25 protein-coding genes, 1 tRNA gene and 1 pseudogene are annotated in these 21139 nt (G+C 57.3%); 19 read left to right on the top strand and 8 right to left on the bottom strand.

Features of this window, described 5'->3' with window-relative positions; genetic code table 11:
- Positions 1-54 precede the first annotated feature (54 nt).
- Together BLS41_RS02260 and BLS41_RS02265 are read right to left on the bottom strand one after the other, a co-directional pair.
- Positions 55-684: a 3'-5' exonuclease family protein gene (locus BLS41_RS02260; RefSeq protein ID WP_074762752.1), complete on the bottom strand. Its 630-nt coding sequence runs from the start codon at positions 682-684 to the stop codon at positions 55-57.
- Positions 681-1325, bottom strand: coding sequence for an MBL fold metallo-hydrolase (locus BLS41_RS02265; RefSeq protein WP_074762753.1), 645 nt, complete (start codon positions 1323-1325; stop codon positions 681-683). Before BLS41_RS02265 ends, BLS41_RS02260 begins: the two co-directional genes overlap by 4 nt.
- Positions 1326-1963: 638 nt before the next feature.
- Between BLS41_RS02265 and BLS41_RS02275 the strand changes: the two genes are divergently transcribed.
- Positions 1964-2575, top strand: a complete 612-nt coding sequence (locus BLS41_RS02275) for a septal ring lytic transglycosylase RlpA family protein (RefSeq protein ID WP_429250632.1) — start codon at positions 1964-1966, stop codon at positions 2573-2575.
- Positions 2576-2691: 116 nt separating this feature from the next.
- Here the strand turns inward: BLS41_RS02275 and rsmI are convergent, their stop codons facing one another.
- Complete coding sequence (gene rsmI, locus BLS41_RS02280) at positions 2692-3570, bottom strand: 16S rRNA (cytidine(1402)-2'-O)-methyltransferase (RefSeq protein WP_074762756.1); 879 nt, start codon at positions 3568-3570, stop codon at positions 2692-2694.
- A gap of 556 nt (positions 3571-4126) precedes the next feature.
- Between rsmI and BLS41_RS02285 the strand changes: the two genes are divergently transcribed.
- From BLS41_RS02285 to BLS41_RS02315, 6 genes are all read left to right on the top strand, one after another.
- Positions 4127-4531 carry a YraN family protein gene (locus tag BLS41_RS02285; protein ID WP_074766227.1) on the top strand — a complete coding sequence of 135 codons (405 nt, stop codon included), beginning with the start codon at positions 4127-4129 and terminating at the stop codon, positions 4529-4531.
- A gap of 275 nt (positions 4532-4806) precedes the next feature.
- Positions 4807-5394, top strand: a complete 588-nt coding sequence (locus BLS41_RS02290; RefSeq protein WP_074762757.1) for a phosphoheptose isomerase — start codon at positions 4807-4809, stop codon at positions 5392-5394.
- A gap of 26 nt (positions 5395-5420) precedes the next feature.
- Positions 5421-6215 carry a BON domain-containing protein gene (locus tag BLS41_RS02295; RefSeq protein WP_074762758.1) on the top strand — a complete coding sequence of 265 codons (795 nt, stop codon included), beginning with the start codon at positions 5421-5423 and terminating at the stop codon, positions 6213-6215.
- 32 nt (positions 6216-6247) lie between these two features.
- On the top strand, positions 6248-6547 hold the full coding sequence (locus BLS41_RS02300) for a c-type cytochrome (protein ID WP_253189658.1): 300 nt from the start codon (positions 6248-6250) through the stop codon (positions 6545-6547).
- Positions 6548-6623: 76 nt separating this feature from the next.
- Positions 6624-6699, top strand: a tRNA-Ala gene (locus tag BLS41_RS02305).
- Positions 6700-7269: 570 nt separating this feature from the next.
- Positions 7270-8187, top strand: coding sequence for a replication initiator protein A (locus BLS41_RS02315; RefSeq protein ID WP_074762761.1), 918 nt, complete (start codon positions 7270-7272; stop codon positions 8185-8187).
- Between the two features lie 500 nt (positions 8188-8687).
- On the opposite strand, the gene BLS41_RS02320 is transcribed toward BLS41_RS02315, so the two are convergent.
- A complete protein-coding gene (locus BLS41_RS02320) occupies positions 8688-9551 on the bottom strand; it encodes a hypothetical protein (RefSeq protein WP_143026208.1) in 864 nt (287 codons plus the stop codon).
- Between the two features lie 345 nt (positions 9552-9896).
- On the opposite strand from BLS41_RS02320, the gene BLS41_RS40070 reads away from it, so the two are divergent.
- The 3 genes from BLS41_RS40070 to BLS41_RS40275 all read left to right on the top strand — a co-directional run bounded on the left by BLS41_RS40070 (position 9897) and on the right by BLS41_RS40275 (position 11531).
- Positions 9897-10196, top strand: a complete 300-nt coding sequence (locus tag BLS41_RS40070) for a TraK family protein (protein ID WP_171910185.1) — start codon at positions 9897-9899, stop codon at positions 10194-10196.
- A 331-nt stretch (positions 10197-10527) separates the two neighbouring features.
- Positions 10528-10881, top strand: a complete 354-nt coding sequence (gene traJ / locus BLS41_RS02335; RefSeq protein WP_074762765.1) for a conjugal transfer transcriptional regulator TraJ — start codon at positions 10528-10530, stop codon at positions 10879-10881.
- Positions 10882-11342: 461 nt separating this feature from the next.
- Positions 11343-11531 carry a plasmid mobilization protein gene (locus tag BLS41_RS40275; RefSeq protein ID WP_074762766.1) on the top strand — a complete coding sequence of 63 codons (189 nt, stop codon included), beginning with the start codon at positions 11343-11345 and terminating at the stop codon, positions 11529-11531.
- A 437-nt stretch (positions 11532-11968) separates the two neighbouring features.
- Here the strand turns inward: BLS41_RS40275 and BLS41_RS02345 are convergent, their stop codons facing one another.
- A complete protein-coding gene (locus BLS41_RS02345; protein WP_074762767.1) occupies positions 11969-12304 on the bottom strand; it encodes an HVO_A0114 family putative DNA-binding protein in 336 nt (111 codons plus the stop codon).
- Positions 12305-13738: 1434 nt separating this feature from the next.
- Between BLS41_RS02345 and BLS41_RS38255 the strand changes: the two genes are divergently transcribed.
- The 3 genes from BLS41_RS38255 to BLS41_RS02360 are packed head-to-tail and all read left to right on the top strand — an operon-like array spanning position 13739 to position 15248.
- Complete coding sequence (locus tag BLS41_RS38255) at positions 13739-14191, top strand: hypothetical protein (protein WP_143026209.1); 453 nt, start codon at positions 13739-13741, stop codon at positions 14189-14191.
- Complete coding sequence (locus BLS41_RS02355) at positions 14188-14778, top strand: hypothetical protein (protein ID WP_074762768.1); 591 nt, start codon at positions 14188-14190, stop codon at positions 14776-14778. The genes BLS41_RS38255 and BLS41_RS02355 overlap by 4 nt, the downstream gene beginning before the upstream one ends.
- Positions 14779-14822: 44 nt before the next feature.
- Positions 14823-15248, top strand: coding sequence for a hypothetical protein (locus BLS41_RS02360; RefSeq protein ID WP_074762769.1), 426 nt, complete (start codon positions 14823-14825; stop codon positions 15246-15248).
- A gap of 552 nt (positions 15249-15800) precedes the next feature.
- Here the strand turns inward: BLS41_RS02360 and BLS41_RS02365 are convergent.
- The 3 genes from BLS41_RS02365 to BLS41_RS02375 form a co-directional block, all read right to left on the bottom strand.
- Positions 15801-16067 carry a hypothetical protein gene (locus BLS41_RS02365; RefSeq protein WP_074762770.1) on the bottom strand — a complete coding sequence of 89 codons (267 nt, stop codon included), beginning with the start codon at positions 16065-16067 and terminating at the stop codon, positions 15801-15803.
- Positions 16068-16273: 206 nt separating this feature from the next.
- Positions 16274-16705 carry a hypothetical protein gene (locus BLS41_RS02370; protein WP_143026211.1) on the bottom strand — a complete coding sequence of 144 codons (432 nt, stop codon included), beginning with the start codon at positions 16703-16705 and terminating at the stop codon, positions 16274-16276.
- A gap of 93 nt (positions 16706-16798) precedes the next feature.
- Positions 16799-17434 carry a hypothetical protein gene (locus BLS41_RS02375; protein ID WP_074762772.1) on the bottom strand — a complete coding sequence of 212 codons (636 nt, stop codon included), beginning with the start codon at positions 17432-17434 and terminating at the stop codon, positions 16799-16801.
- Positions 17435-17602: 168 nt separating this feature from the next.
- On the opposite strand from BLS41_RS02375, the gene BLS41_RS02380 reads away from it, so the two are divergent.
- The 6 genes and pseudogenes from BLS41_RS02380 to BLS41_RS02405 all read left to right on the top strand — a co-directional run bounded on the left by BLS41_RS02380 (position 17603) and on the right by BLS41_RS02405 (position 20899).
- Positions 17603-18184 carry a hypothetical protein gene (locus BLS41_RS02380; RefSeq protein WP_143026212.1) on the top strand — a complete coding sequence of 194 codons (582 nt, stop codon included), beginning with the start codon at positions 17603-17605 and terminating at the stop codon, positions 18182-18184.
- Between the two features lie 90 nt (positions 18185-18274).
- Positions 18275-18550: a hypothetical protein gene (locus tag BLS41_RS02385; RefSeq protein ID WP_074762774.1), complete on the top strand. Its 276-nt coding sequence runs from the start codon at positions 18275-18277 to the stop codon at positions 18548-18550.
- Complete coding sequence (locus BLS41_RS02390; protein ID WP_074762775.1) at positions 18543-19073, top strand: hypothetical protein; 531 nt, start codon at positions 18543-18545, stop codon at positions 19071-19073. The genes BLS41_RS02385 and BLS41_RS02390 overlap by 8 nt, the downstream gene beginning before the upstream one ends.
- Before the next feature lie 51 nt (positions 19074-19124).
- Entirely contained in the window at positions 19125-19361 is a 237-nt protein-coding gene (locus BLS41_RS02395) for a hypothetical protein (RefSeq protein ID WP_074762776.1), read from the top strand.
- Positions 19358-20312, top strand: a pseudogene (locus BLS41_RS02400) (tyrosine-type recombinase/integrase). The gene BLS41_RS02395 and the pseudogene BLS41_RS02400 overlap by 4 nt, the downstream one beginning before the upstream one ends.
- A 215-nt stretch (positions 20313-20527) precedes the next feature.
- Positions 20528-20899 carry a hypothetical protein gene (locus tag BLS41_RS02405; protein WP_253189604.1) on the top strand — a complete coding sequence of 124 codons (372 nt, stop codon included), beginning with the start codon at positions 20528-20530 and terminating at the stop codon, positions 20897-20899.
- Positions 20900-21139: the final 240 nt, after the last annotated feature.

Here is a 21139-nt window from a genome sequence, read left to right on the forward strand (position 1 = left end):
TAGAGGGCGCGAAAACGAAACGCAATGCAAACCGGCTCTCGCGAGGGAGTTTGCCTAATTTGCCGGTTCCTCGGCGGCGTTTTGTCCTAAGCCGTCCCCATCTTTTGCAGCAGCGAGAAGGGTTGCCTGATTCGCGCGCAACTCTTTCAGCATGTTGCAGAAAAGCGCGCCCTGTTCGATCGCGTCATCCAGCGCGACGTGCGTGTGCGGGTGATCGTCGAACCACTGCTTCGGAAAGCGCGGTTTGATGTTCTTGCGATACGGCAGCCCGGTCATCGCGAAGGCGAGCGTCTTGATGTCGAGCGCCGACCACGAGAATGGGCAGCGTCCGACAAAACGCATCATGTACCAGAACATGTAGGTGAAATCGAAGCCCGCCGGCATCGCGACGAAAACCGGTTTGCCCGGCAGCGCTTCGACCCAGTCGACGTAGGCCGTCAACGCGGCTTCGGGTGTCCGCAAATCTTTGCGGCACGCTTCCCACGCGTCGGGCTGAGTCTTCCACCAGGCTTCCTGCACGGGATGCGGCTTCGCGCCGTCGAGCAGTTCGAGATTCGCGGAGAAGGTCGAGATCAGCCGCTTGTCTTCCGTGTACGCAGCGGACGCGAAACTGAGCATCGAATGCGGGCCGGGGATCGGGCCGTCTGCTTCGACATCGGTGCTGACATAGATTTCGCTGCTCATGCTTGCACCCCGTCGGCGACGTAAGGATTAGTGCGACGCTCGGCGCCGAATGTCGAGGTAGGACCGTGGCCCGGCACGAACGTGACGTCGTCGCCGAGCGGCCAGAGTTTTTCGCGGATCGACCGCACGAGGTCGGCGTGATTGCCGCGCGGGAAATCCGTGCGGCCGATCGAGCCGGCGAACAGCACGTCGCCCACCAGCGCGAGCCGATGCTCGCGGCTGAAGAACACCACGTGGCCCGGCGTATGTCCGGGGCAGTGGTAAACCTCGAGGGTTTCGTCGCCGAATTGCACGGTGTCGCCGTTTTGCAGCCAGCGATCCGGCTCGAACGCGTCGGCGGCCGGAAAGCCGAAGCGCGTGCTCTGATCCGGCAGCTTGTCGAGCCAGAAACGCTCGTCTTCATGCGGACCTTCGATCGGCACGCCGTAGTGCGCGGCCAGCGTCTTCGCTCCCGCACAGTGATCGATGTGTCCGTGCGTCAAAAAAACTTTTTCGACCGTCACGTTCTGACGCGCGATTTCGCCCTGGATGACGTCGAGGTCGCCGCCCGGATCGACGACAGCCGCACGTCCGGTTGCTCCGCAAACGAGCAGCGAACTGTTCTGCTGGAACGGCGTGACGGGGATCAAAGTGACTTTCATGGGTGACGGCGCCGCTGGAAAAAGCTTGATTGTACCGGCGTCCTGCCGGTGTCTCCCGGTTGTCATGGCGGCTCAAAAACAGCGCTTGCACCGGTCGATCTTTGCGTTAAATGTGAAGATTGGCCAAGGTTTACAGTCGGTTACCGTCTCGATTTTTTGTTTTAGGTATAATGGTGGTCATGTACAGGTAACTGTGCTGCCACAAGGCGATGCGTCCCCATCACAAATGGGAGCGCGGATCGCCACTCAAGTATGGGCTGTCGCGTTTGTCGACGGCCATCAAGTATCGAAGCTTTTCGATGCACACGTCTTGCCCAGCCAGGCGCCGCGCGCCTGCAACGGACTTAACTGCCGTGACGCTGGGTGGGGCCTACGCCGCCGTTCCTGTGCGCTGAGTTCCGCGCGCAAGAACGTGTTTGCCACGTTCGATGGCGGCATGTGGGGTCTGGTCAGGCTGCCGGGGACAGGTTGCGCCAGACGTGAAAATTAACCGTGCGGTAGCGGCTGAATGAGCCGCATCCGGGCTTTGACGTACTGCGCTTGTCAGCGCGGCGCGTTGTCGTCCATTGCCGCCGGAGTCGCAGGCAACACGCATAACTTTTCGCGTGATGCGGCTCGACAATTTGATTGCACGTCTTATGAAAACTCGGTTAACCCGCAGTCTGGGGACTGTTTTTGCCTTTTTTGTACTGGCCGGCTGTGCTACGCCGCCAGGCGCCACGGACACGTCAGCAAACGACGTGCCGCGCAGCACGAAAAACGCACAGGCAGCTTCTTTCGGACCGCAATCCTTCGGTAGCGCGCCGGCTTCGAGTACGGCCGATAAGGCTGCTCAGGGCACCTCGCTGGCGAATGCCCAGCCTCTGACTGATGAAGGTTCGGATGTGTCGGACTTTCACCAGACAGGTCGCGCCTCCTGGTACGGCCGTGGCTTCCATGGCCGCCGTACCGCGAATGGCGAACGCTACGACATGCATGCGCTGACCGCCGCGCATCGCACGTTGCCGCTCGGCTCCTATGTTCGTGTGACGAATCCGGCCACGTCGCGCTCGGTCGTCGTGCGCATCAACGACCGCGGGCCGTATGCGCGCGGTCGCGTGATCGATCTGTCGATGGCTGCCGCAGCCGCGCTCAACATGCGCCATGCGGGCACTGCACGGGTCCAGATCGAAGGTCTGACGCAGCAGGAAGCGCGCGCGGAGATGAACGAAACGCTGGCATCGAACTCGGGTTCGAGCGCCGACAAGTAATCCGCTGACATCGACGAGGGCGTCTGACGCGCTCTTGCCGCTGCACATGGCGCAGATTGCCGTGCACACATAAAAAAAGCCGCGTGATTACGCGGCTTTTTTTCGTCTACTTTCTTTCAGTCTTCTTCTTTTTTCAGCGATAACGCGCGCGTGTAGAGCGCGTTGCGCGATGCCCCCGTGATGGCCGCGGCGACTTTTGCCGCGCTGCTCACCGTCAACTCTTCCAGCAGGATATTCAGTAGGGCGTCGTGGTCGTTCTCGCCAGCGGCTTCCGGCGACGCGCCTTCCACGACCAGCACGAATTCGCCGCGTTGGCGGTTCGGATCGGCCGCGAGCCATGCTGGCCCTTCGGCCAGGGTGCCCTGGTGTAGCGCTTCGTGTAACTTCGTCAATTCCCGTGCGATCAGCAGACGACGCTCGCCACCGAACGCATCGGCCAGTGCCTGCACCGTTTCGACGATCCGGTGCGGAGCTTCGTAAAACACCATCGCGTGAGGATGTTGCGCGAGCGATTGCAGCGTGGTGGCGCGGGCCTTGGATTTCGGTGGCAGGAAGCCGAGGAACGAGAACGTGGCGACCCAGTCACCCGCCGCGCTCAATGCCGTTGCAAGTGCGCTCGCGCCGGGCAGCGGGATGACCGGGAAGCCCGCTTCACGCACCGCATCGACGAGTTTCGCGCCGGGGTCCGAGATACCGGGCGTGCCCGCGTCGGACACATAGGCGACGCGCTCGCCTGCTTGCAGGTGCTCGATCAGGCGCAGCGCGGCGGCGCGTTCGTTGTGCTGATGCACGGCCACGAGCGGCTTCGAGATGCCGTAGCGCGCGAGCAGTTGGCCGGTGTTGCGGGTGTCTTCGGCGGCGATGCGGTCCACCAGTCCGAGTACATGCAAAGCGCGCAGCGTGACGTCGGCGACATTGCCGATCGGCGTGGCCACCACATACAGCGCGGCGGCGGGATATTGCTGCCCTTGCGCGAGTTCGGAGAGAGGAGTCATGAGGCAGAAGACGCAAACGGACGTAAGGAGGCCGACATTGTGCCACGCGAGGGATGGGTGTTATGAACGGGGTTCGGGGGCGGAGGGCAAGGGTGTGGACGACGGTTGCCCCGGTGAATCGACGATGCCGACAGCCGGTGGGCGGGAAAGGGCTGGGATGGAAGGGGCTGAGCGGAAAAGGGCTGGACGGGGAGCCGCCGGGCTGGAAACGCCTGCGGGGGAAACGACAGGACAGGAAATGCCCGCAATAAAAATGGCGGCGAAGAAAGCGACCGGGCAGGAGGCAGTTGTGCGGGAGACGGCAGGGCAGGAAATGTCCGCGATGAAAACGGTGGCGAAGAAAGCGACCGCGCTGGCAACGACCGCAAAGGCGGCAAGCGAGCAACAAACGACCGCAAAGGAAATAAGCACGCAGGCAACCACTGTGCTGGAAACGATCGCAAAGAAATCCATCGAGCGGAAGCTTCTCGCCCAGAAACCTGGCGCGCAGGGAGCCGCGCCACAACGAACGACAACAACAAAATCAACCGCCTCAAAGTCGACCGCTACCCGTCCAATCGCCAAAGCGCCCGCTCCCGACAACTTTTCCACGCCCCCCGGGTCCAAACTCGTCGGCTCGGCTTTTGAAACACGTGCCCAAGAATTTCTGCAGCGCCAGCGTCTGCATTTCATCGCGCGCAATGTGTCGTGCCGGGGCGGCGAGATCGACCTTGTGATGCGGGATCGCGACGGCTCGCTGGTCTTCGTCGAAGTCCGCGCGCGTAGGCAGCGTCAATATGGCGGCGCGGCGGCGAGCATCGGTTGGGTCAAGAAGCAGCGCATCGTGCGCGCGGCGCAGCACTATCTCGCCACGCATAGCCGCTTCTCACGCGATCAACCCGCGTGCCGATTCGACGTGATTGCGTTCGAAGCCGGCCGGCTAGTGTGGTTGCGCGATGCGTTTCGCGCCGATGAAGTCTGACGCGGTGCGCGGGTATCGTCCGTGAGTGCGATAAACTTGCGCTCGCGTGCGGGCCTTGGGGCAGCGCCGATAACCATGCGGCAATGCTGGGCCGGTGCAAAAACGGCGCAAAAAACCGGTGTGCAGAGCAGCGTATTTCACGATGCATTCGCGCTGACGTATTGCGCAGCGTTGTATGTCGCTGGCCGGTTTTATCGGCGTGACGCAACTTCGCAATATGACTTCACAACAGGACCGCGCAGTGCGGTCCATTCGCGGTAGAAGATAGAGACTCGATGTCAGTCGAACGTATTCAACAACACTTCCGCGACAGCGCGGCAGTCAAACTCGAAGCCCTGGAATCCCTGTCGATGCCGATCGCCGCAGCGATCGACACGATGTTTGGCGCGCTCGCCAACGGCAACCGCATTCTCGCGTGCGGCAACGGCGGCTCGGCCGCCGACGCACAACATTTCGCCGCCGAACTGATCGGCCGGTTCGAACGCGAGCGGCCAGGCTTGCCGGCTATTGCACTGAGCACCGACACGTCCGTGCTCACCGCCATCGCCAACGACTATTCGTTCGAGCAGATTTATTCGAAGCAGGTGTGGGCACTCGGCCAGCCCGGCGACGTGTTGCTGGCGATCACCACGTCCGGCAATTCCGCGAACGTGCTTGCCGCGATCGAAGCCGCGCACGAGCGCGAAATGATCGTGGTCGCGCTGACCGGCAAGGGCGGCGGACGTATGCAGGACGTATTGAGCGATACCGACATCCACGTATGCGTGCCGTCGGATCGCACCGCGCGCATCCAGGAAGTGCACCTGTTGACCATCCACTGTCTATGCGACGGCATCGATGCCATGTTGCTGGGCGAAGACTGAGATTGATTCCGAAGGAGAGCTAGTTGATGAGCGTATTCCGCGTCAAGAAGACACTGGTGAGAACCGTGCTGGTGGTTGGGTTCGCGGCGGGGCTGTCCGCAACGTTGCAGGGATGCTTTCTCGCCGTCGCGGGCGCGGCGGGCGGCAGCGCGCTGGTGGCGACCGACCGGCGCACGCTCGGCGCGCAGACCGAGGATCGCGAGTTGCAGGTGAAGGCGCTCTCGCAGATCAGCCAGAATCTGCCGGATTCCGCGCATGTGAACGTTGCGGTGTTCAATCGCCGCGTGCTGCTGACCGGCGAGGTGGCGGGCGAGGGCTCGAAGCAACGCGCGGAGAGCATCGTGCGTGGCTTGAATAACGTGAATACCATCGTCAACGAACTGGCGATCATGCCGGCCAGTTCGTTCTCGTCGCGCACCAACGACACGTACCTCGAAACGCGCGTGAAGACCGCGCTGATCGCCGAGAAGAACATCTCGGCGAACAACTTCAAGGTGGTGGCCGAGCGCGGTTCGGTGTACCTGATGGGCCTCGTCACGATGGATGAAGGCAATCGCGGTGCGGATGTCGCGAGCCGGGTGCCGGGTGTGACGCAGGTCGTGAAGGTGTTCCAGTACATTCAGCCGCAGGAAGCCGCAGCGGCGGCAACGGCGGCGGCCACGGCGCCGGTGGCCGCTTCGCAGCCGGATACGAGCGAGCCGACGGTTGGCGCGATACCGGATTCATCGGTGAGCGCGCGGCCTCTGGATCAGCAGGCGCCCGCGCCGGTTAGCAATTCGAACTCGGTGCATCCGGGGAATCCGAAGGCGACGTCGCCATGAAGCGTGTCGGCTTTATCGTGAGCGCTGCGGTGATGCTTGTTGTTGCAACCTCGGCTTATGCCGCCGATGCGCCGCGCGGGCAGAGCATCGCCAACGCAAATGCGTGCATGGGATGTCACGCGGTGGATCGCAAGCTGGTGGGGCCATCGTTCCAGCAGATCGCCGCGAAGTACAAGGGCGATGCACAGGCGCCGACGAAACTGGCGCGTAAGGTGAAGGACGGCGGCTCCGGCGTGTGGGGCATGATTCCGATGCCGGCGCATCAGTCGATGAGTGATGCGGACATTCGTACAGTGGTGGATTGGGTGCTTGCGGGGGCGCCTGGGAAGTAGCGGGTTTTTAAGGGTTTTGCCGGGTTTTTGGGCGGGGGAAAATGGAAAATCGCTGTGCTAGAATTATTTGCACGTCGGGGGGGTAGCTCAGCTGGGAGAGCGTCGCGTTCGCAATGCGAAGGTCGGGAGTTCGATCCTCCTCCTCTCCACCAAGTTTTTCTTTAGAAACAACGCACTACGTCTTGCGATGTAGTGCGTTGTTTTGCTTTTTGAAGCAGAATTCTGCACTTGAGGTGTGGGGAATTTGTGGCAGAGGCTCGGGTACGCGTGGTGCCGGCGAAGGTGTAAAAAATTTGTTCGGAAAAGACCGTGAGCTAAATGTCTCGACCGACGAATCTTGCATGCATCAGCAAACCACTGCGGCCATGTGCATGAATTGAACATGGCCCAAACCGGCCACTATTCATGCAAGCTCTGATCACAGTCGACCAGCTTTCCCACTTTCTGCGTAAGTCTGTCGCAAGTATTCGCAGCGACGCCACGCGCAATCCGACCGCACTTCCCCCCATTTGCCGAATCCCTGGCACCAAACGCCTGCTGTGGCGGATCGAGGATGTCGAGAGTTGGCTCGCTAGTCATGTAACGGGCAACACGGCTTCGCGAGAGGAATCGATGTCAGGTCAGGAGCCTCGCCGGGGGCGGCCCACCAAAGCGGAACAGCTTGCAAAACAAAAGCGGCTTTCCGAGCGAGAGCACTCTGACATGCGGTCGCGAACGAGGGCTTGAAGTTGCAGCCTCGTGACTATGCTGCGCCGGAGAAGGAGCCGACGGACCTACGCGCACAGCGAGACTTTTTTATCGCCGACCGTCTTGGGTGCGCACTGAAGGCCGATATTGCGAGCATGGAGGTGCCGATCTTTTCACTCTCCACGCGACGCGACTTGTCCATTGGTCATTGGGAGAGCCAAGACGGCACTCGCCGCGTTACGGTAACTCCAAGCGTACTTGGCCGCGCAACGCAACATGACAAGGACGTGCTCATCTACCTGACTTCCCAGCTCGTTGCTGGTGCCGACCGTCAGCAGGCGGGCGTCGACAATCGTAAGATTCGCTTTACTGCATACGATTTCCTCAAGACGACGGGCAGAGGGACCAGCGGTGCCGAATATAAGGCCCTTGCAACGTCGCTGGATCGACTGCATGGAACATCGATAAAAACGAACATCGCAACAGGTGGTGTACGAATCGAAGACACCTTTAATCTCATAGAGCGATGGACGACTGTATCGAGGTGCGACCGACCCGAGACGATGTCAGCTCTTGAAGTGGTACTGTCGGATTGGCTGGTCAACGCCATTCGCTCATTTGAGGTGCTCACGTTGCATAAGGCATATTTTTCCCTCAGAAAGCCTCTGGAGCGACGACTATACGAACTAGCTCGCAAGCACTGCGGTCATCAGCCTACCGCACAAATCGGACTCGACCTTCTGCGACGAAAGGCTGGGAGCAAGGCGACCCTGAAGGAATTTCGCCGGATGCTGCGAGAGATCGTGTTGGCTGACTCGCTACCCGAATATCGATTGTTTCTCAATATGCGGGATACGGTCACCATTTACACGAGGGACAACCGTAAGCTTGCACGAGCTGTCTTAGGCAAAGTCACCGACCTAGGATCTATCGTGTTATCGCCCACCGAGTGAGAAACTGGCTTGCAAGGGACGCGTGTTATTGCCCACCAAAGGCTGTGGATAGATGCGTGTTTTCTCCCACCGCCGGATCGTGGGTTCACACACTGATCCAGGAGACGTCTTCCCGCTGGATGTGGCATTTGCGCCCGGTCGCGTTGGTCTAACGCGCGCGCGCGATTCTTTAACTTTTAGATTCTTTAACGAGTCGACGCGGACTCGATTGTGGATTGTTCGACTCGGCACAGTCGGCTCATAGTTGTTTGCGACACAGCGTCGAGTCGAACAAGTGACCAATGCAAAGTGGACACGTGACAGATGACCTATGGAGCGGGTGACAGATGGGCTATAGAAGTTGACGGCTGGCCGTTGAGCATTTCACCGAGTCGGCGGGGGAGCTCAAGATGACCTATTGTGAAAGCTGTGTCGAAGGCGGTTTTACCCGCCCGGCATTGCGTCGCGGGGATTGACTGGTCTGCCCGATACGACGCCTCACGCCAACCTTTCCGGAGCCGCTATGGCGTGATAAGAGCGAGTTCCACTTTCTGCTCCTCGGAGCAAAACTCCCTCGGATTCAACACATACGCTTGAACGTCACTCGTGTCGATTGCAGTGCGATACGATGGCTCACGTTTCAACCGATCGAGCTCCGTTGCGACCAGCTCGCTGTTGAGTTCATCGTACAGGCTGAAATTTGCGAACGCGCTGAGCGAGCGTAGATGCCAGCGAACTTCGGGAGCGTCTAGGCATATGCGGACGCATCGATAAGCCCCGGCGCCGCCGGTTTTGGCTAGTCTATTGACACTTTGGTGCAACCGATACATCGCAATGGATTCGGTGAGATCACGCAGTTCTAACTCAGGCCCATACATCAAATGGCGGGCTAGCAACGAAGCCTCGAAGTTATGCAGGGATTCCTCGAAAGGTAAGCCGGAACCAGCGAATAATTCTGGATCTGCGTCCGGCTTCGGAAGAGGCGATTGATACACGCTCGCGCCACAGATCGACCATAAGTCCTCTGGTGGTCCCCATAATGCCTCCCAAAGCCGCTCCGGACCGCTCCAGTGATTGCTGTAAATGTCGGGAAGCAATCTCGCTAGGTAACTAAGCGTGGCCTTCGACAGAGGGGATTCTCCTTTCGCGAATGGGTACCACTTCTTCTGATCCTCCGTCGCCTTCAACTGTCCGCTCTTTGCATTGGCGTCGCTGCCTGATTTGGGGATGTGCGTCCAAGTCGCCGTTTGCGCGTCGAACCACCGACCGAACTGGTTCGGGTTTGCCGAGCCGGAACGCCGTATCGCTTCCCACATGAAAGTGACCGCCATCAAACGGCGTCTACGTAATTCCTCTGTCTTAGTAGGTTGATCAACGGTCGACATTTGAGCGTCTCGGTGGTGTAAAAAAAAAGGAAAGTTCCTACCGGGAAGTTTAACTCTATCTTGCCAATAATCATCCGAATAGGACGTGATTATCCATTTTAGGCAAAGCATGGAAACAACACTTGAACTCCTGCAAGCACGGTATGGGGCAGTGATGACGTTGGAACAACTGGCACAGACGTTAAGCAGGAAACCTGAAGGACTCCGCATGGCTCTACTCAGCTCGAACGAAGCATGGGCCGTGTCTTTGAACGCCAGCAAACGCTATATCGGGCGGCGAATGTACTTTTCGACTGAACTCGTTGCCGAACTCTTGTCGGGTCGTAGAATTAGCGGGGAGACTGAGTGACATCCCAGACATTGTCGGAGCGAATCGCCGCGAAGATGCTAGCTAATTCGAATTCCCCTCGCCAACACGCAAACCGTGCGCATTTTCTCGCTTTACGGGCGCAAATCCGATCGGCATTGGATGATGGATGGTCAATGCTAGCGATATACAAAACGTTGCATTCTGATGGAGCGGTTCAATTCAGTTATCAAGCGTTCCGCCGCTACGTCAAGGAGCTGGCTCGCGAGGAAAGTGTCGAGGTCAATGCGGACGTATCGCCTCGATCGCCCAAGGACTTGTCGCAGAGGATGCGATGAACCCACGCTGATAACACGCGACGCGCCAACGATGTAATGTCGAAAAAAAATCAAGACAAATGCGTGCAATACCTGTCGCAGCAGTACGTAGCCGTACAGCCACTGTTCAATTTTCACTACGTCCTTTGTATTACGCGCATGTTGTGGCTGCATCTCGATCGCCCATGGAATATTTATTGATATGAAGCCGGGCAAGACAGGTGGTGTAGGCCTACGCGGTTGCGCGTAGGCCTACACCACTATCGCCATATTCGCGCTTTGCACTCGACGTCGATCTTAGTCTGTGAAGCTGGTCGACGACCTCAGACAAAAATCAATTTGGACGCCAAAAATGAACGACCTTCCGCGGAGAAATTTCCAACCTATTCGCGTCTGGTGCCTGCCGGAGGAAAAGGCACAGATTGAGGCGAACGCTCGCGTTGCTGGCTTGAGCGTCTCTCGATATCTGCGTAATGTTGGTATGGGCTACAAGATCAAAGGAGTGATCGACGCCAATCTCGTTAGAGATCTCGCGAAAATAAATGGAGATCAGGGGCGTCTGGGCGGTTTGCTGAAGCTGTGGTTGACCAACAGCGAGAAGCTTGGAAGCGAAGACCCCGATCGCATGCGCCGTGTCATTCACGGGGTCCTCGAACGGATTAATACAACGCAGAGTGCAATGCTCGACCTTGCCCGCAAGGCATGAAAAAGGTTTAGCCGCTAAATTATTTCAACTGGGCAAGGCGCTCACGTCTGACGAGCAAGTATTGGGAAGGCAGGTTCGGAAAAAATGAGGAGAATAGTAGCCGCGCTCCAATCAAAATTTCGTAAGCGATGCTTTGAAATTAGCACAAACGCCAAAAGCAGAATTTCGGGTGTCTTCTGGAGATAGTCTGCAGATTTATCGATTTCGTATCTACAAAATACTAACAGTTTCCTGCTGATGTATTACCTCGTTTCGGCGGTGTTCTGAAAATTTCTTGGGCAGTTTCAGGCACTTCCGATAACTTCGCGATGAAATGCCGGGCAAGATAGGTGATGCAGGCCTACGCGCAAGCGCGCAGGCCCCCCATCACATTCCCTCGTTCGCGCTTCGCGCTCAACTACGGGTCTTGCTCTGCTAGGCCAGTCGGCTACCGCCGATAACAGTCGAAATTGGCGTTCACGATGGAGGACGTGCTGACTAGAAACCACCAACCGATTTGCAGCGGGCCTCTGCTGGAGCAGAAGTCGTGGATTGAGGCGACCGCTCGCGATGCTGGCCTGAGCGTGTCTCGGTATCTGCGCAGTGTCGGTACGGGCTACAAGATCGATGCCATGCCGAAACTCGTGAGGGAGTGGAGATCAGGAATTTAGCCGCTAAACGCGAGTGAGCCGCGACGAAATTTAGCCGCTAAATCTTCTCAACCGCGCAAGGTGTTCAGCACCGAAGAGGAAGCAATCAAGAAGCAGCTTTTTGAGGAGTTGGTGGCAAGGTTGGGGCAAGCGGTAGATGCCGGCCGCGTAAGCAATCGCAAGCGGCAAACCCGTCGACGACTAGCTGAGCGTATCCGTGAAGAACGAAAGGCGCTGCAGTGATCGGTCCTCGGGTCTTCATAAAGAAACGGCTGCGGTCGAAGCATGCTAGCGTTCGTGTCCCGCCAAAGCGGGTCGTCATACGAAGAAAGGTGCTGAAGAAGTAGCGCCTTTGTGACAGACGCGCGAACCGGGTGCTGAACACCAGAGCCGTTTGTCGTCCTCCATCTGAGGTTTGCTAGGGAGCCAATCTCACAGCAAATGGGGCGCATGCCCCCCTATATCAGCATGAAATCCACGTGCATGTTGTCGTACGGAAATACGACGGTGCCGTCGGCTTGCCGCTCGAGTATCCCGACGTTTAGCAGAGCCTGAACATCCTGACGGATCGCCCGCACGTTGCGGTCTGCGCGGCGCGCAAGCTCATGAAGGGATTGCGGCCCGGCCGCGGTCATCAACTTCATGATCGCCCAGCGTCCGGGTGTGAGTGTCTCAAGCAGCAAATCTATTGACGCGAAAGTAACGCGTGCGCCTTGAGACTCGCCTTTCATGGCGGCGACGACCCGCGCCGAAAAAACGTCTCGAGTATCAACGCTCAAAGTAACGGTGCGCATGACGATCCTCCGTCAGTGTTTCGGGGGCAGCGGTCAGTGTAGCGTGCCGTCAAGGGCAAAAGGCTGACGCGAATTATATCGACGTTCATATGCAGCACCGGTGCCTATGGATGAGCCACCGCGAGAATGGTGGCAAGGCGCAAGCGATGCCGATGTGCGCCGATCCACAGGGGAAGCTGTTCTGGATGATCGCACTTGGTAACGGAACGACTGAGCGTTACTCCCCTGCCGCAGGCGAGCGCCTACGCCACGGTCTGGCGTCGCGTAGCCGCGGCTAACATCGCGACGAAGATCGGAAACCACACGTTCCTTGCTACCGGCATCACAACGGCTTCAGCCTGGCCGAGGCGGGGCGGGATCATCTGTAGCTATGACGGTGTCCTGTGATGCGATCAATTGGTCCATGATGGCTTTCGCGAGATGTCACAACTGCGTCTCGGTCTCGGGCAGAGCCTGAGCGTTCCGTGATGAACGGCAGACTTCGGATGGGAGCGAGCAACACTGCGACACCAAGTTCTGGGAGCGGGGCGATTCTCCTTCGCGAGCCGTGCGCAAAAGGTTCATGATGAATTCCGAACTGGCCGCCGAATTGGCCGACGAGGCACAACTGAAGAACGCTATACGCGAGTTGCGCAGGCTCCGAAAAGAAAGCGGGCCCCTTAATCGTGCATGGTCAGATACACGTCTCACCAGACAGCGCTACGAGCGAGAATACGCGTTCGCGGTCAAGCAACTACGGGAACGGGAGAATCAAATCATGGATAAATTATGGCCCTATCTCGCTAAGATCGAGCAGCTAGAGAAACAGGTGAGGAAGTTGGATCGAAAGATGCGGAAAGCGCATTCCGGCTCGAAAACTAATCCGACCAGACGGCAGCGAGCTCCATGATGAAGCTCGCTGTCCTATCGCGTGCTCGAAGCAGATGAGCTGCTTGGAGAAGCGCTGGCGAGCACAAAAGACGGCAGCGTGAGCAGACCGAGGGCAGACCTTAACAGGCAGCACACCGGTTTCCCTGGGCGGCATCGAAGGTCAAACCGGTACCGCTGGCGTGCGTCATCTGATCGGCGATAGCAACCTAATTTGTACCGGGAGCAGCGTTGCAAAAGAGATTTTGCGCAGCGTGCGTACGGAGCATGAGCGAATTTCCGCATTCACGATTTGCGTAGCACCTTCGCATCATGGCTTGTGATGGACGGAGTTTCGCTGTATGTAGTGAAAAGGATCTGTTGGGGAATTCGTTGGTTTCGGTCACAGAGCGGTCCGCCCATCTTTCGCCAGCACAGGGAGAGCGGCGGGGGATACCTTGAGGTCGCCAATCGGTTTTCAGGCCGTCGACTTGGAGGTATTGTTCGACGTGTTTCGACACGGTGCTCTTGTATGTCAGGGCGAACAGTGATAAGTTGCGGAAAAATATTATCTAAATGGGGCGCTTGGTGAGCGGAAAGACGTTTGCACATAATTATGCGATACAGGTACAGGCTGCGGTAAATAACGAGTGTACTTGTCCTCCGACTAATGCTCTTCCCATTAAGGAAGATGTGACCGTCTTTCGTTGGACATTTAATCCGCTCACGAACCAAAGTTTCGTTCCGCAAGGGGTCTCAAGTCCGACCATTTTGAATAAAAAGAGTTGCGAGAAGAAATGTGCCTATTTCTCGCTATCTTTTTATAAATCGGAGCTAGAGTCTCGGTCCGCATGGAAATATATCAAAAAGAATGTGCCAAATTTCCATCAAATCGTGGGCGATGCGGTCGCCAAGGGGCATTTGGAGGCTGGCGATGGTTTGCTTACGCCAGTTGATAAAAAGGGACACGTGGAGCTGCACGAGGATGTTGGAAACATTCCTTGGCAACAGCGATTTACGATTATTGGAACACTGCCATGAGGAAGCTCGAGGGAAAAACGGGCGGCGTCCTTACATACAAAAATATAGAGTGGGTTTGCGATATTCTCGAATATGAAATACCTCTGCTGTCTTTTTATAAGTTAGGGCGAAAACTTCTTTTCTGTTTGTGGGTGGAAAGGGAGAAGAGCAATGATAGATATCTGCTTTTTGATGTCTCCGCCGCGAATCTTGCTTCTTATTTCTCGGCTGATCTTTCGTTGCTGGAGATTATCGAAAATTCTACCCGAATAATTGCATTTGAGAGTAATGGAAAAGGTAGAAAAAATCTCCGGTTTGTGAAGTTTGAGAAGCTTTTTGACGATTATCGTCCGGCAGAGGATTCATATTTCGATCCCGCTTACGCTACTGATGACGCTGTCGAGTTGGCGAAGGAAAAGCAGGGGGATTATTATATTAATATCGATGGCGAATGGTATCTTGAAGACTGGTCGGATGTGACGCATGTTTACAAGCAAGTTTATGCGTTTAATCATTCGATTCGAAATATAGATGCTCCGCATGTCGCTAAAGTTCAATCTGGAATAAATAGTCTTCCTTTTAGGGGGGGTACAGCGTTGTTAATGTGATCAATTCGATGCAAGAGTCAATCCCGGCGACAGGACGCGTCCGGGTGGACTCGATTAGCTACGCGTCTCCGGGTCATATTGGCCTGAAGGTGGATGTTGCCGTTGCTAAAGACGTTGAAAGAGTGATGAAAGCTGTTTCGGGCGATGACGACTTCGAGGGTTTGAGAACCGTTTTTCGAGAGTGCCATAGTTTCCTCGTCGACAACGGACTTGCGACGTTGAGTTCCAGTGAATTCAACAAAGGTTACGCCTTGTACGAGGAGCTGACGGCGTCACTTCGTCAGTTCGCGGTCGAGCTATTAGAGCGCACGGGTCACGGTGCGGACATCAAGAAGATGGTGTCGGACGACTTTGCATTGCCGTTAGTGAAGACGCTGCTCGCGTACGTACGGCGAATCATGCGTCTGCGTCGGTATCTGGACGATGGCCTGATCACGAAGTTTGGCGGAAAACCGATCGAGAAAACATAGCAGTGAGTGAACGAACTGGAAGGAAATTGGATGGGCTGGTGATTTGTGGCTCGGGCGTTCGTAAACTCGCCGTCTGAAATGGCTCTCGTTGCGTTGTTGTTTTGACACCGACGTGAGAGCTAGTTGACGCGTGAAAATAGGGCTGCGAGATGTGCGTGCGCATTGTAGAGTGCGAATCGCGGCCCTCGAGGGCCGCGATTCGTTCTAGAGCAATCATTGTCGACCACTTCGCGGGAAAAAGTCCGCGGTAGCTAGGCCCATTAACTAGGCGGCCATCGCAATCGAATAGCGTACTGCGTGGCCGTGTACATCAGACGTTATGTCAAAGCGTGATTTGCCGAAATGCCGAGTTAGTTAACTCTTGAAGGCGCTCGAGCTTGATCACCGAAGTAGGAGGGGGCGCTCCTCAGAAAGTTAGCCCCCTCGGACGATACTGGTACATTACTCCCGCTGGCTTCACCAAGCAGTTTCCAGCGTCTAGAAGACTCAACGTATCGGCAACTCGCCAACGTCCACACCGTGCGTCGGTATGGACTGCCGGTCCAGGCGGCACTACTTGCCGTTCTTTCGTGCGTTCTTACGCAACTGGCTGATCCGCGCCTCACTCAGCCCTAGATAGTCTGCCGCGCCTTTGTTAGACCCGAGCGAGTTGGCAAGGTCATCTGCAAAGCGGGCCTTTCCATTTGCAGTGTGTCCGTTGTAAGTGGCCTTCGCCACCGCGCGAGTCACTTCTGCCTCCCTACGGATCGCCTGCGCTGCTGTCGCCAATCCAAATGCAACGACTTTCTCAAGCGCCTCAAGTTCCGGGTTTGTCGCCATTTGCGTTGCTCCGAAGTTTGAAAATGTGTTGTAGGGCAATGGGCGCCCTGTCCTGTGGCAGCCAGCGTATCGCCAAACGGCACGAACACCATTTGACACATCAATAGCGCCGTTGCAGAGAAGTCGCAGTGAGCCACATCATCCGCCTGGCAGCCATGCAAGAAAGTTTAGCATATTGATTCTTTAAATTTTAGTTAGCTAAAAAATCAAAAGTCTACCGGTTGCCAATTGACGGGCGAACTCATGACCTGACTAATCCGACCTTGGGTCACGTTGTACGTTCTAGCGACATCCCTGCCAGAAATGCCGTTGGAGATGTCAAACTTAATGGCAAGTTTCCGCAAGACGATTAGGTTCTTCTGCAGAACATCGAAATGCCTAGCTTGGTGCTCCATCAGAAGAGGAACGAAGGAAGGAGCTGGAAGCATTGCAACACTTTGTGCCCTTCCGTGTGCCTGAGCCATCGCCTCATGCACGATTGCCGTTGACTCCCGGATCTGTTGCATGATGTCGAACATCATCTGGTACTCATTCGGATCCATCTCAACAAAGTCCTTTAGCGAGATAAATTTTTTTGTATCAACTTTGGATGTCCAGCGTACGAAGAGCCTGCCCGCCATCTTTCCATGAGCGTTCATGGAAAGATGGCGAAAACCGAGTGGTATGGGAAGTGCGCTGCGGCACCACTCAGGAGCCACCAGAGCTAGAAGAGACGCTGGCGTAACGCGAGCCTACTCCGCCTGGATCCGGTCGAAGATTTTCTGGCCATCCGGTGCGCCCGACATTGTCCTCAGAAAGACGACATTGCGGTCGAGGATCGTCCGGACCTCCGCGGCAGACAGGGGCTCCTCCAGCACCTTGAAGTCCGATAGAACCTGATAGTGGCATTCATCGGCGTTGCCCTCGTATTCGGCCTTCAGTGTCTCGCCTGTGCCCTTGCCGTACGCCACAATGCCTTTGCCGTTCTCGTAGAGAAACACCACATCGTTTTTCTGGATACGGTCGATGTTGAGTTTCCAGTCTCCGTAGAACGCCGCCGCGATCCCTTCTTTCAGCATGCGCTGGTGACTTTCAATGCTATGCCGCTTGTTGGTGTTGAGGATATGAAAACGTGGCGCGCCATTCGTTTCGGAAGCATCGGCGTCGCGGTTAAGCCGTTCGCTTTCGTTGAGCTGCTCAATCGCTTCAATGGCCTGCTGGATGCCTGCCCGCATCAGTTGACGCATGGCTTCCTGCCTCGTCAGCGAGCACTGTTCGGCGAACTCCTCGATGAATGACTGTTCCTCCGGGGCGAGCCGGATGGTGCTGGCGATCAGTTCTTTCTTAGCGCTCTGTGCGCGCCGGATGATGTCGGTCAACTCGCTCATGGTTTCTTGTTCTCGTATGGCTGAAGTGACACCATCATATCTATGAATTGAAAAAGATTCAAATTTAAATCAAAAAAGAACTCAATGTAATTCACATTTGATGTGACTTATGAAGTCGTGTTGTTGTGTGTGATAGTGTTTTTTATCAAATATATATAGAGAGAGACCATGGCAACGGAATCGAATGAAACCAAGGGAAGCACGCGTGACGTTGTGTTGCCTGGAACAGTGACTGATCTCGTCAAGGCGGTACGAGAGATCTTGGGACTGGCAAAAGATTTACGAGAGTTCGCGGGTTGGGGCATCGATGCGTTGGACAAAGGGCATCGTCGACGGGCGGCAAAAAGCGTTGATGCATTGACATTTGGTCCGGATCTGACCCGGCGTCCGCTAGAACGCATTGCCGCGGGACAGGGCACGGCAGACGACTATGAGCTGATCGCGAGGCGGCTGGGCGAATCTGCTGGCACCGTTGAGGAGAGCGTCGCGCGGTTGGAAAGGTATCGCGACAGGCTGCGCGAAGCCTATGGGCTTGCGGCGGCCAACAAGCTGACGGATGTCCTGCGAGGTTATCGCGGCAAGCTGACGTTACGCGACGCGCTGATGTTGATGGTCGACGATTTCCGGGGCGATTTGTCTTCAACGGAGGCTCTGCAATACCAAGCCCAACATATATTGATCTCAATTGACCAATTGAACGCCGATCTCATTCAGCTGCACGACCTCATCATAGAACCAGCGCGCCCATGACGGCTCACACAGCTCTAATTCCTTCCATACCTTCTACCCCAGTGATGGGATTGAGGGTCGTTGACTCATGAAACAACCACGCGAGGTCATATGGGCACGACAGCCACACTGGACACCTGTGAATCGGCGGACGGCACCACGTCATGGCGGCTGTATGAAGAGCTCTTCGAGTCGGGCGCGGTCTATCTCGAACTAAAGGGGGTGCCGGTCGAGCTGGAAGTCACCGCGCAGGCACAGACCTGCCTCGTGGTGCGCCTGCCGCTCGACCTGGCCAGGCGGCTGGCCACCGCGAACGTCACGCCGGTCCAGTGGGACGAGATCGCGAAAAATCGCACCCTTGGAAAGGGGGGCACGCACAGTGAATGATCTTCAGGATCCGTTGACCGGCGACGCGGAACGTCATTACCTGCACTCCGTGCTGCGCGAAAGGATCGTCGAACACGCATTTGTGGGCGACGCGCTGCGCCGGCTGTGGCAGCGCGGCGTCACCGACGTCGAGGTAATGCGCTCCGAGTTCGACGCGGGCGGCTATGACCTGGTGATGAGTTATCGCCAGACTGTCCGCCACATCCAGTTCAACGTGATGGTGGCCGGGGGCAAACGGGCGAGCGTCACGGCGAGCCTGAAGCTGATGGACAAACCCAGCGGCTGCATCCTCTGGATCGTGGTCACCGATGCGCTGGAGTTCCACTCCTTCCTGTGGTTCGGCAATGCACCCGGCGAGCCGCTGCCCGACCTCCGGACACTGAAGACCGCGACCCACACAAAAGCCAATGCAGAAGGCATGAAGCGGGAGCGACCCGGCCAGCGGACCGTGCCGCGGAGCGCCTTCACGCCGCTCGCGTCACTGGATGACGTGCTCGAGTGGCTTTTTGGGCGGCTGCCATGAGTCACTGCCCGGAGCCAGACAGCGTCACCACGCACCATCAAGGGAAGCACGATGCTTGAATATCAGGACAGGGTTATCCAGGAAGTCGCCGCCTGCACCTGCGACCGGTGCCAGAAACGCATGATGCCGGACGATTACGATTCCGGCTGGCATGAGCGCGTGTCGCTGTCGTTCCGCGGCGGCTTCGGGTCCATTTTTGGCGATGGTAATGAGGTTAGCGTCGATCTCTGCCAGCAGTGCGTCAAAGATACGCTTGGCGCCTGGCTGCGGATCACGCCCCAGTCATGAACCAGCTCATCATCCCGGGTGGCATGACCCCGCCCGCACTGGTCATTGCGGCGGGCGAGCGGGCTCGCATCCGCTTCTTGGAATTCTTTACAGCGGCGATCCGCAACTCGCACACGCGCCGCGCTTATGCACGGGCAGCCAGTAACTTCCTGACGTGGTGCGCCGACGCCGGCGTGATGTCGATTGATGCGGTGCAGCCGCTGCACGTCGCCACGTGGATCGAAATGCAGACGCAGACGTCCTCGGCACCCACCGTCAAGCAGCAGCTCGCGGCGATCCGCCACCTGTTCGACTGGCTCGTCACGGGGCAGGTCGTTCCGCACAATCCGGCCGCGTCAGTACGCGGCCCCAGCCACACCACAAAGAAGGGCAAGACGCCGGCGCTGGATGCGACCGAAGCGCGCCACCTGCTCGACAGCATCGATGTGACCACGCCGATTGGCCTGCGCGACCGGGCGCTGATTGCGCTGATGGTGTTTTCGTTCGCGCGCGTCGGCGCCGCGCTGGCGATGCGCGTCGACGATGTCTATGTGCAGCAGCGCCGCCTGTGGGTGCGGCTGCGCGAGAAGGGTGGCAAGGAACACGAGATGCCCTGTCACCACACACTGGAAACTTACCTGCACGAATATCTAGAACAGACGGGCCTGCGTGATGAACCGAAAAGTCTGCTGTTCCGCACGATCGCACGCGGCACCGCGCAGCTGAGCGCGCGAGCGCTGCCGCAGGCGAACGCGTATGCGATGGTGCGACGGCGCGCGCTCGCGGCCGGCATTGCTACAGCGATCGGCAATCACGTTCCGCGCGACCGGTATCACCGCCTATCTGGAAAACGGCGGCACGCTCGAGAACGCCGCGGCGATGGCCAACCACGCATCAATGCGCACCACGCAGCTGTATGACCGGCGCCGCGCCGACATCAGCCTGGATGAAGTCGAGCGGATTCGCCTATAGCGAATACTTGGCTCTCCGACCCGGTTGGTGACGCACCTCGGTCACGAAGATCTGGTGTGCCTCGATCCGAGATGCAGACGAATACAGTAGCGAGTGTCAGCATTTTGGGTGCGGTGATAAATAGCGTGCCTTCTGTCGGGTGATGAGCGATAGCTCAGATAGGAGGCTACTGCGTTCGCGACGCCGAAGATGCGGAGTTCGACGATCTTTTCTCCATGAAAGTACGGCCCATGACCATAAGTCCCGAATTGGCCGAAGAACTGCGGCGAATGGCCCTTATCAAGGCTGATCAGCGACAACAGAAAGCCATTTGGCTGGAATTGCGCGAGCTGCGCGCTAAGCTACGCCCGATCGATCGCGCGTGGTCCGATACGCGGCTCGCCCTTCAACGATACGAATCGGATTACAAGTATGTGGTGCCGAAGCTTAAGGAGCGGGAGGCCCAGCTTCTGGATGAGATGCATCCGTTCCTTCAGCAAATTGACGCGCTGGAGAAGGAGGCGAGGCGGCTGGATCGCAAGATACGCAAAGCGCAGCGAGCTAGTGAGCGCGCGTCGGCGGGTTTGGACAAATCGAGCAAGCCCTGAAACCCGGGTTGCGACTGATGCATCAAGGTCTGCATATGCGGCGCATCAGCCGCTACCCGTGCGCAGCTGCTTTCCAGCGTCGGGCGGGGCTTTCTTCCGTGTTGCCATGCTCATCTCATTTATTAGTCGTGCCCTCATTAATTTGGGCGATCCATCGTATTAGCAACAATGAATATTTTCAAGGGAAGCTTGGTTGCTTGAGACGGGTAACGAGCTGGAGTGTTCTTATCCCAGTGTGTT

It is taken from the genome of Paraburkholderia fungorum, assembly GCF_900099835.1.
Lineage (GTDB): Bacteria > Pseudomonadota > Gammaproteobacteria > Burkholderiales > Burkholderiaceae > Paraburkholderia > Paraburkholderia fungorum_A.

Coding starts and splice junctions, on each gene's coding strand:
- BLS41_RS02260 (WP_074762752.1), bottom strand. CDS start 684: ATGAGCAGCGAAATCTATGTCAGCACCGATGTCGAAGCAGACGGCCCG.
- BLS41_RS02265 (WP_074762753.1), bottom strand. CDS start 1,325: ATGAAAGTCACTTTGATCCCCGTCACGCCGTTCCAGCAGAACAGTTCG.
- BLS41_RS02275 (WP_429250632.1), top strand. CDS start 1,964: ATGAAAACTCGGTTAACCCGCAGTCTGGGGACTGTTTTTGCCTTTTTT.
- rsmI (WP_074762756.1), bottom strand. CDS start 3,570: ATGACTCCTCTCTCCGAACTCGCGCAAGGGCAGCAATATCCCGCCGCC.
- BLS41_RS02290 (WP_074762757.1), top strand. CDS start 4,807: ATGTCAGTCGAACGTATTCAACAACACTTCCGCGACAGCGCGGCAGTC.
- BLS41_RS02295 (WP_074762758.1), top strand. CDS start 5,421: ATGAGCGTATTCCGCGTCAAGAAGACACTGGTGAGAACCGTGCTGGTG.
- BLS41_RS02300 (WP_253189658.1), top strand. CDS start 6,248: ATGCTTGTTGTTGCAACCTCGGCTTATGCCGCCGATGCGCCGCGCGGG.
- BLS41_RS02320 (WP_143026208.1), bottom strand. CDS start 9,551: ATGTCGACCGTTGATCAACCTACTAAGACAGAGGAATTACGTAGACGC.
- traJ (WP_074762765.1), top strand. CDS start 10,528: ATGAACGACCTTCCGCGGAGAAATTTCCAACCTATTCGCGTCTGGTGC.
- BLS41_RS40275 (WP_074762766.1), top strand. CDS start 11,343: ATGGAGGACGTGCTGACTAGAAACCACCAACCGATTTGCAGCGGGCCT.
- BLS41_RS02345 (WP_074762767.1), bottom strand. CDS start 12,304: ATGCGCACCGTTACTTTGAGCGTTGATACTCGAGACGTTTTTTCGGCG.
- BLS41_RS02355 (WP_074762768.1), top strand. CDS start 14,188: ATGAGGAAGCTCGAGGGAAAAACGGGCGGCGTCCTTACATACAAAAAT.
- BLS41_RS02365 (WP_074762770.1), bottom strand. CDS start 16,067: ATGGCGACAAACCCGGAACTTGAGGCGCTTGAGAAAGTCGTTGCATTT.
- BLS41_RS02370 (WP_143026211.1), bottom strand. CDS start 16,705: ATGAACGCTCATGGAAAGATGGCGGGCAGGCTCTTCGTACGCTGGACA.
- BLS41_RS02375 (WP_074762772.1), bottom strand. CDS start 17,434: ATGAGCGAGTTGACCGACATCATCCGGCGCGCACAGAGCGCTAAGAAA.
- BLS41_RS02380 (WP_143026212.1), top strand. CDS start 17,603: ATGGCAACGGAATCGAATGAAACCAAGGGAAGCACGCGTGACGTTGTG.
- BLS41_RS02385 (WP_074762774.1), top strand. CDS start 18,275: ATGGGCACGACAGCCACACTGGACACCTGTGAATCGGCGGACGGCACC.
- BLS41_RS02395 (WP_074762776.1), top strand. CDS start 19,125: ATGCTTGAATATCAGGACAGGGTTATCCAGGAAGTCGCCGCCTGCACC.
- BLS41_RS02405 (WP_253189604.1), top strand. CDS start 20,528: ATGAAAGTACGGCCCATGACCATAAGTCCCGAATTGGCCGAAGAACTG.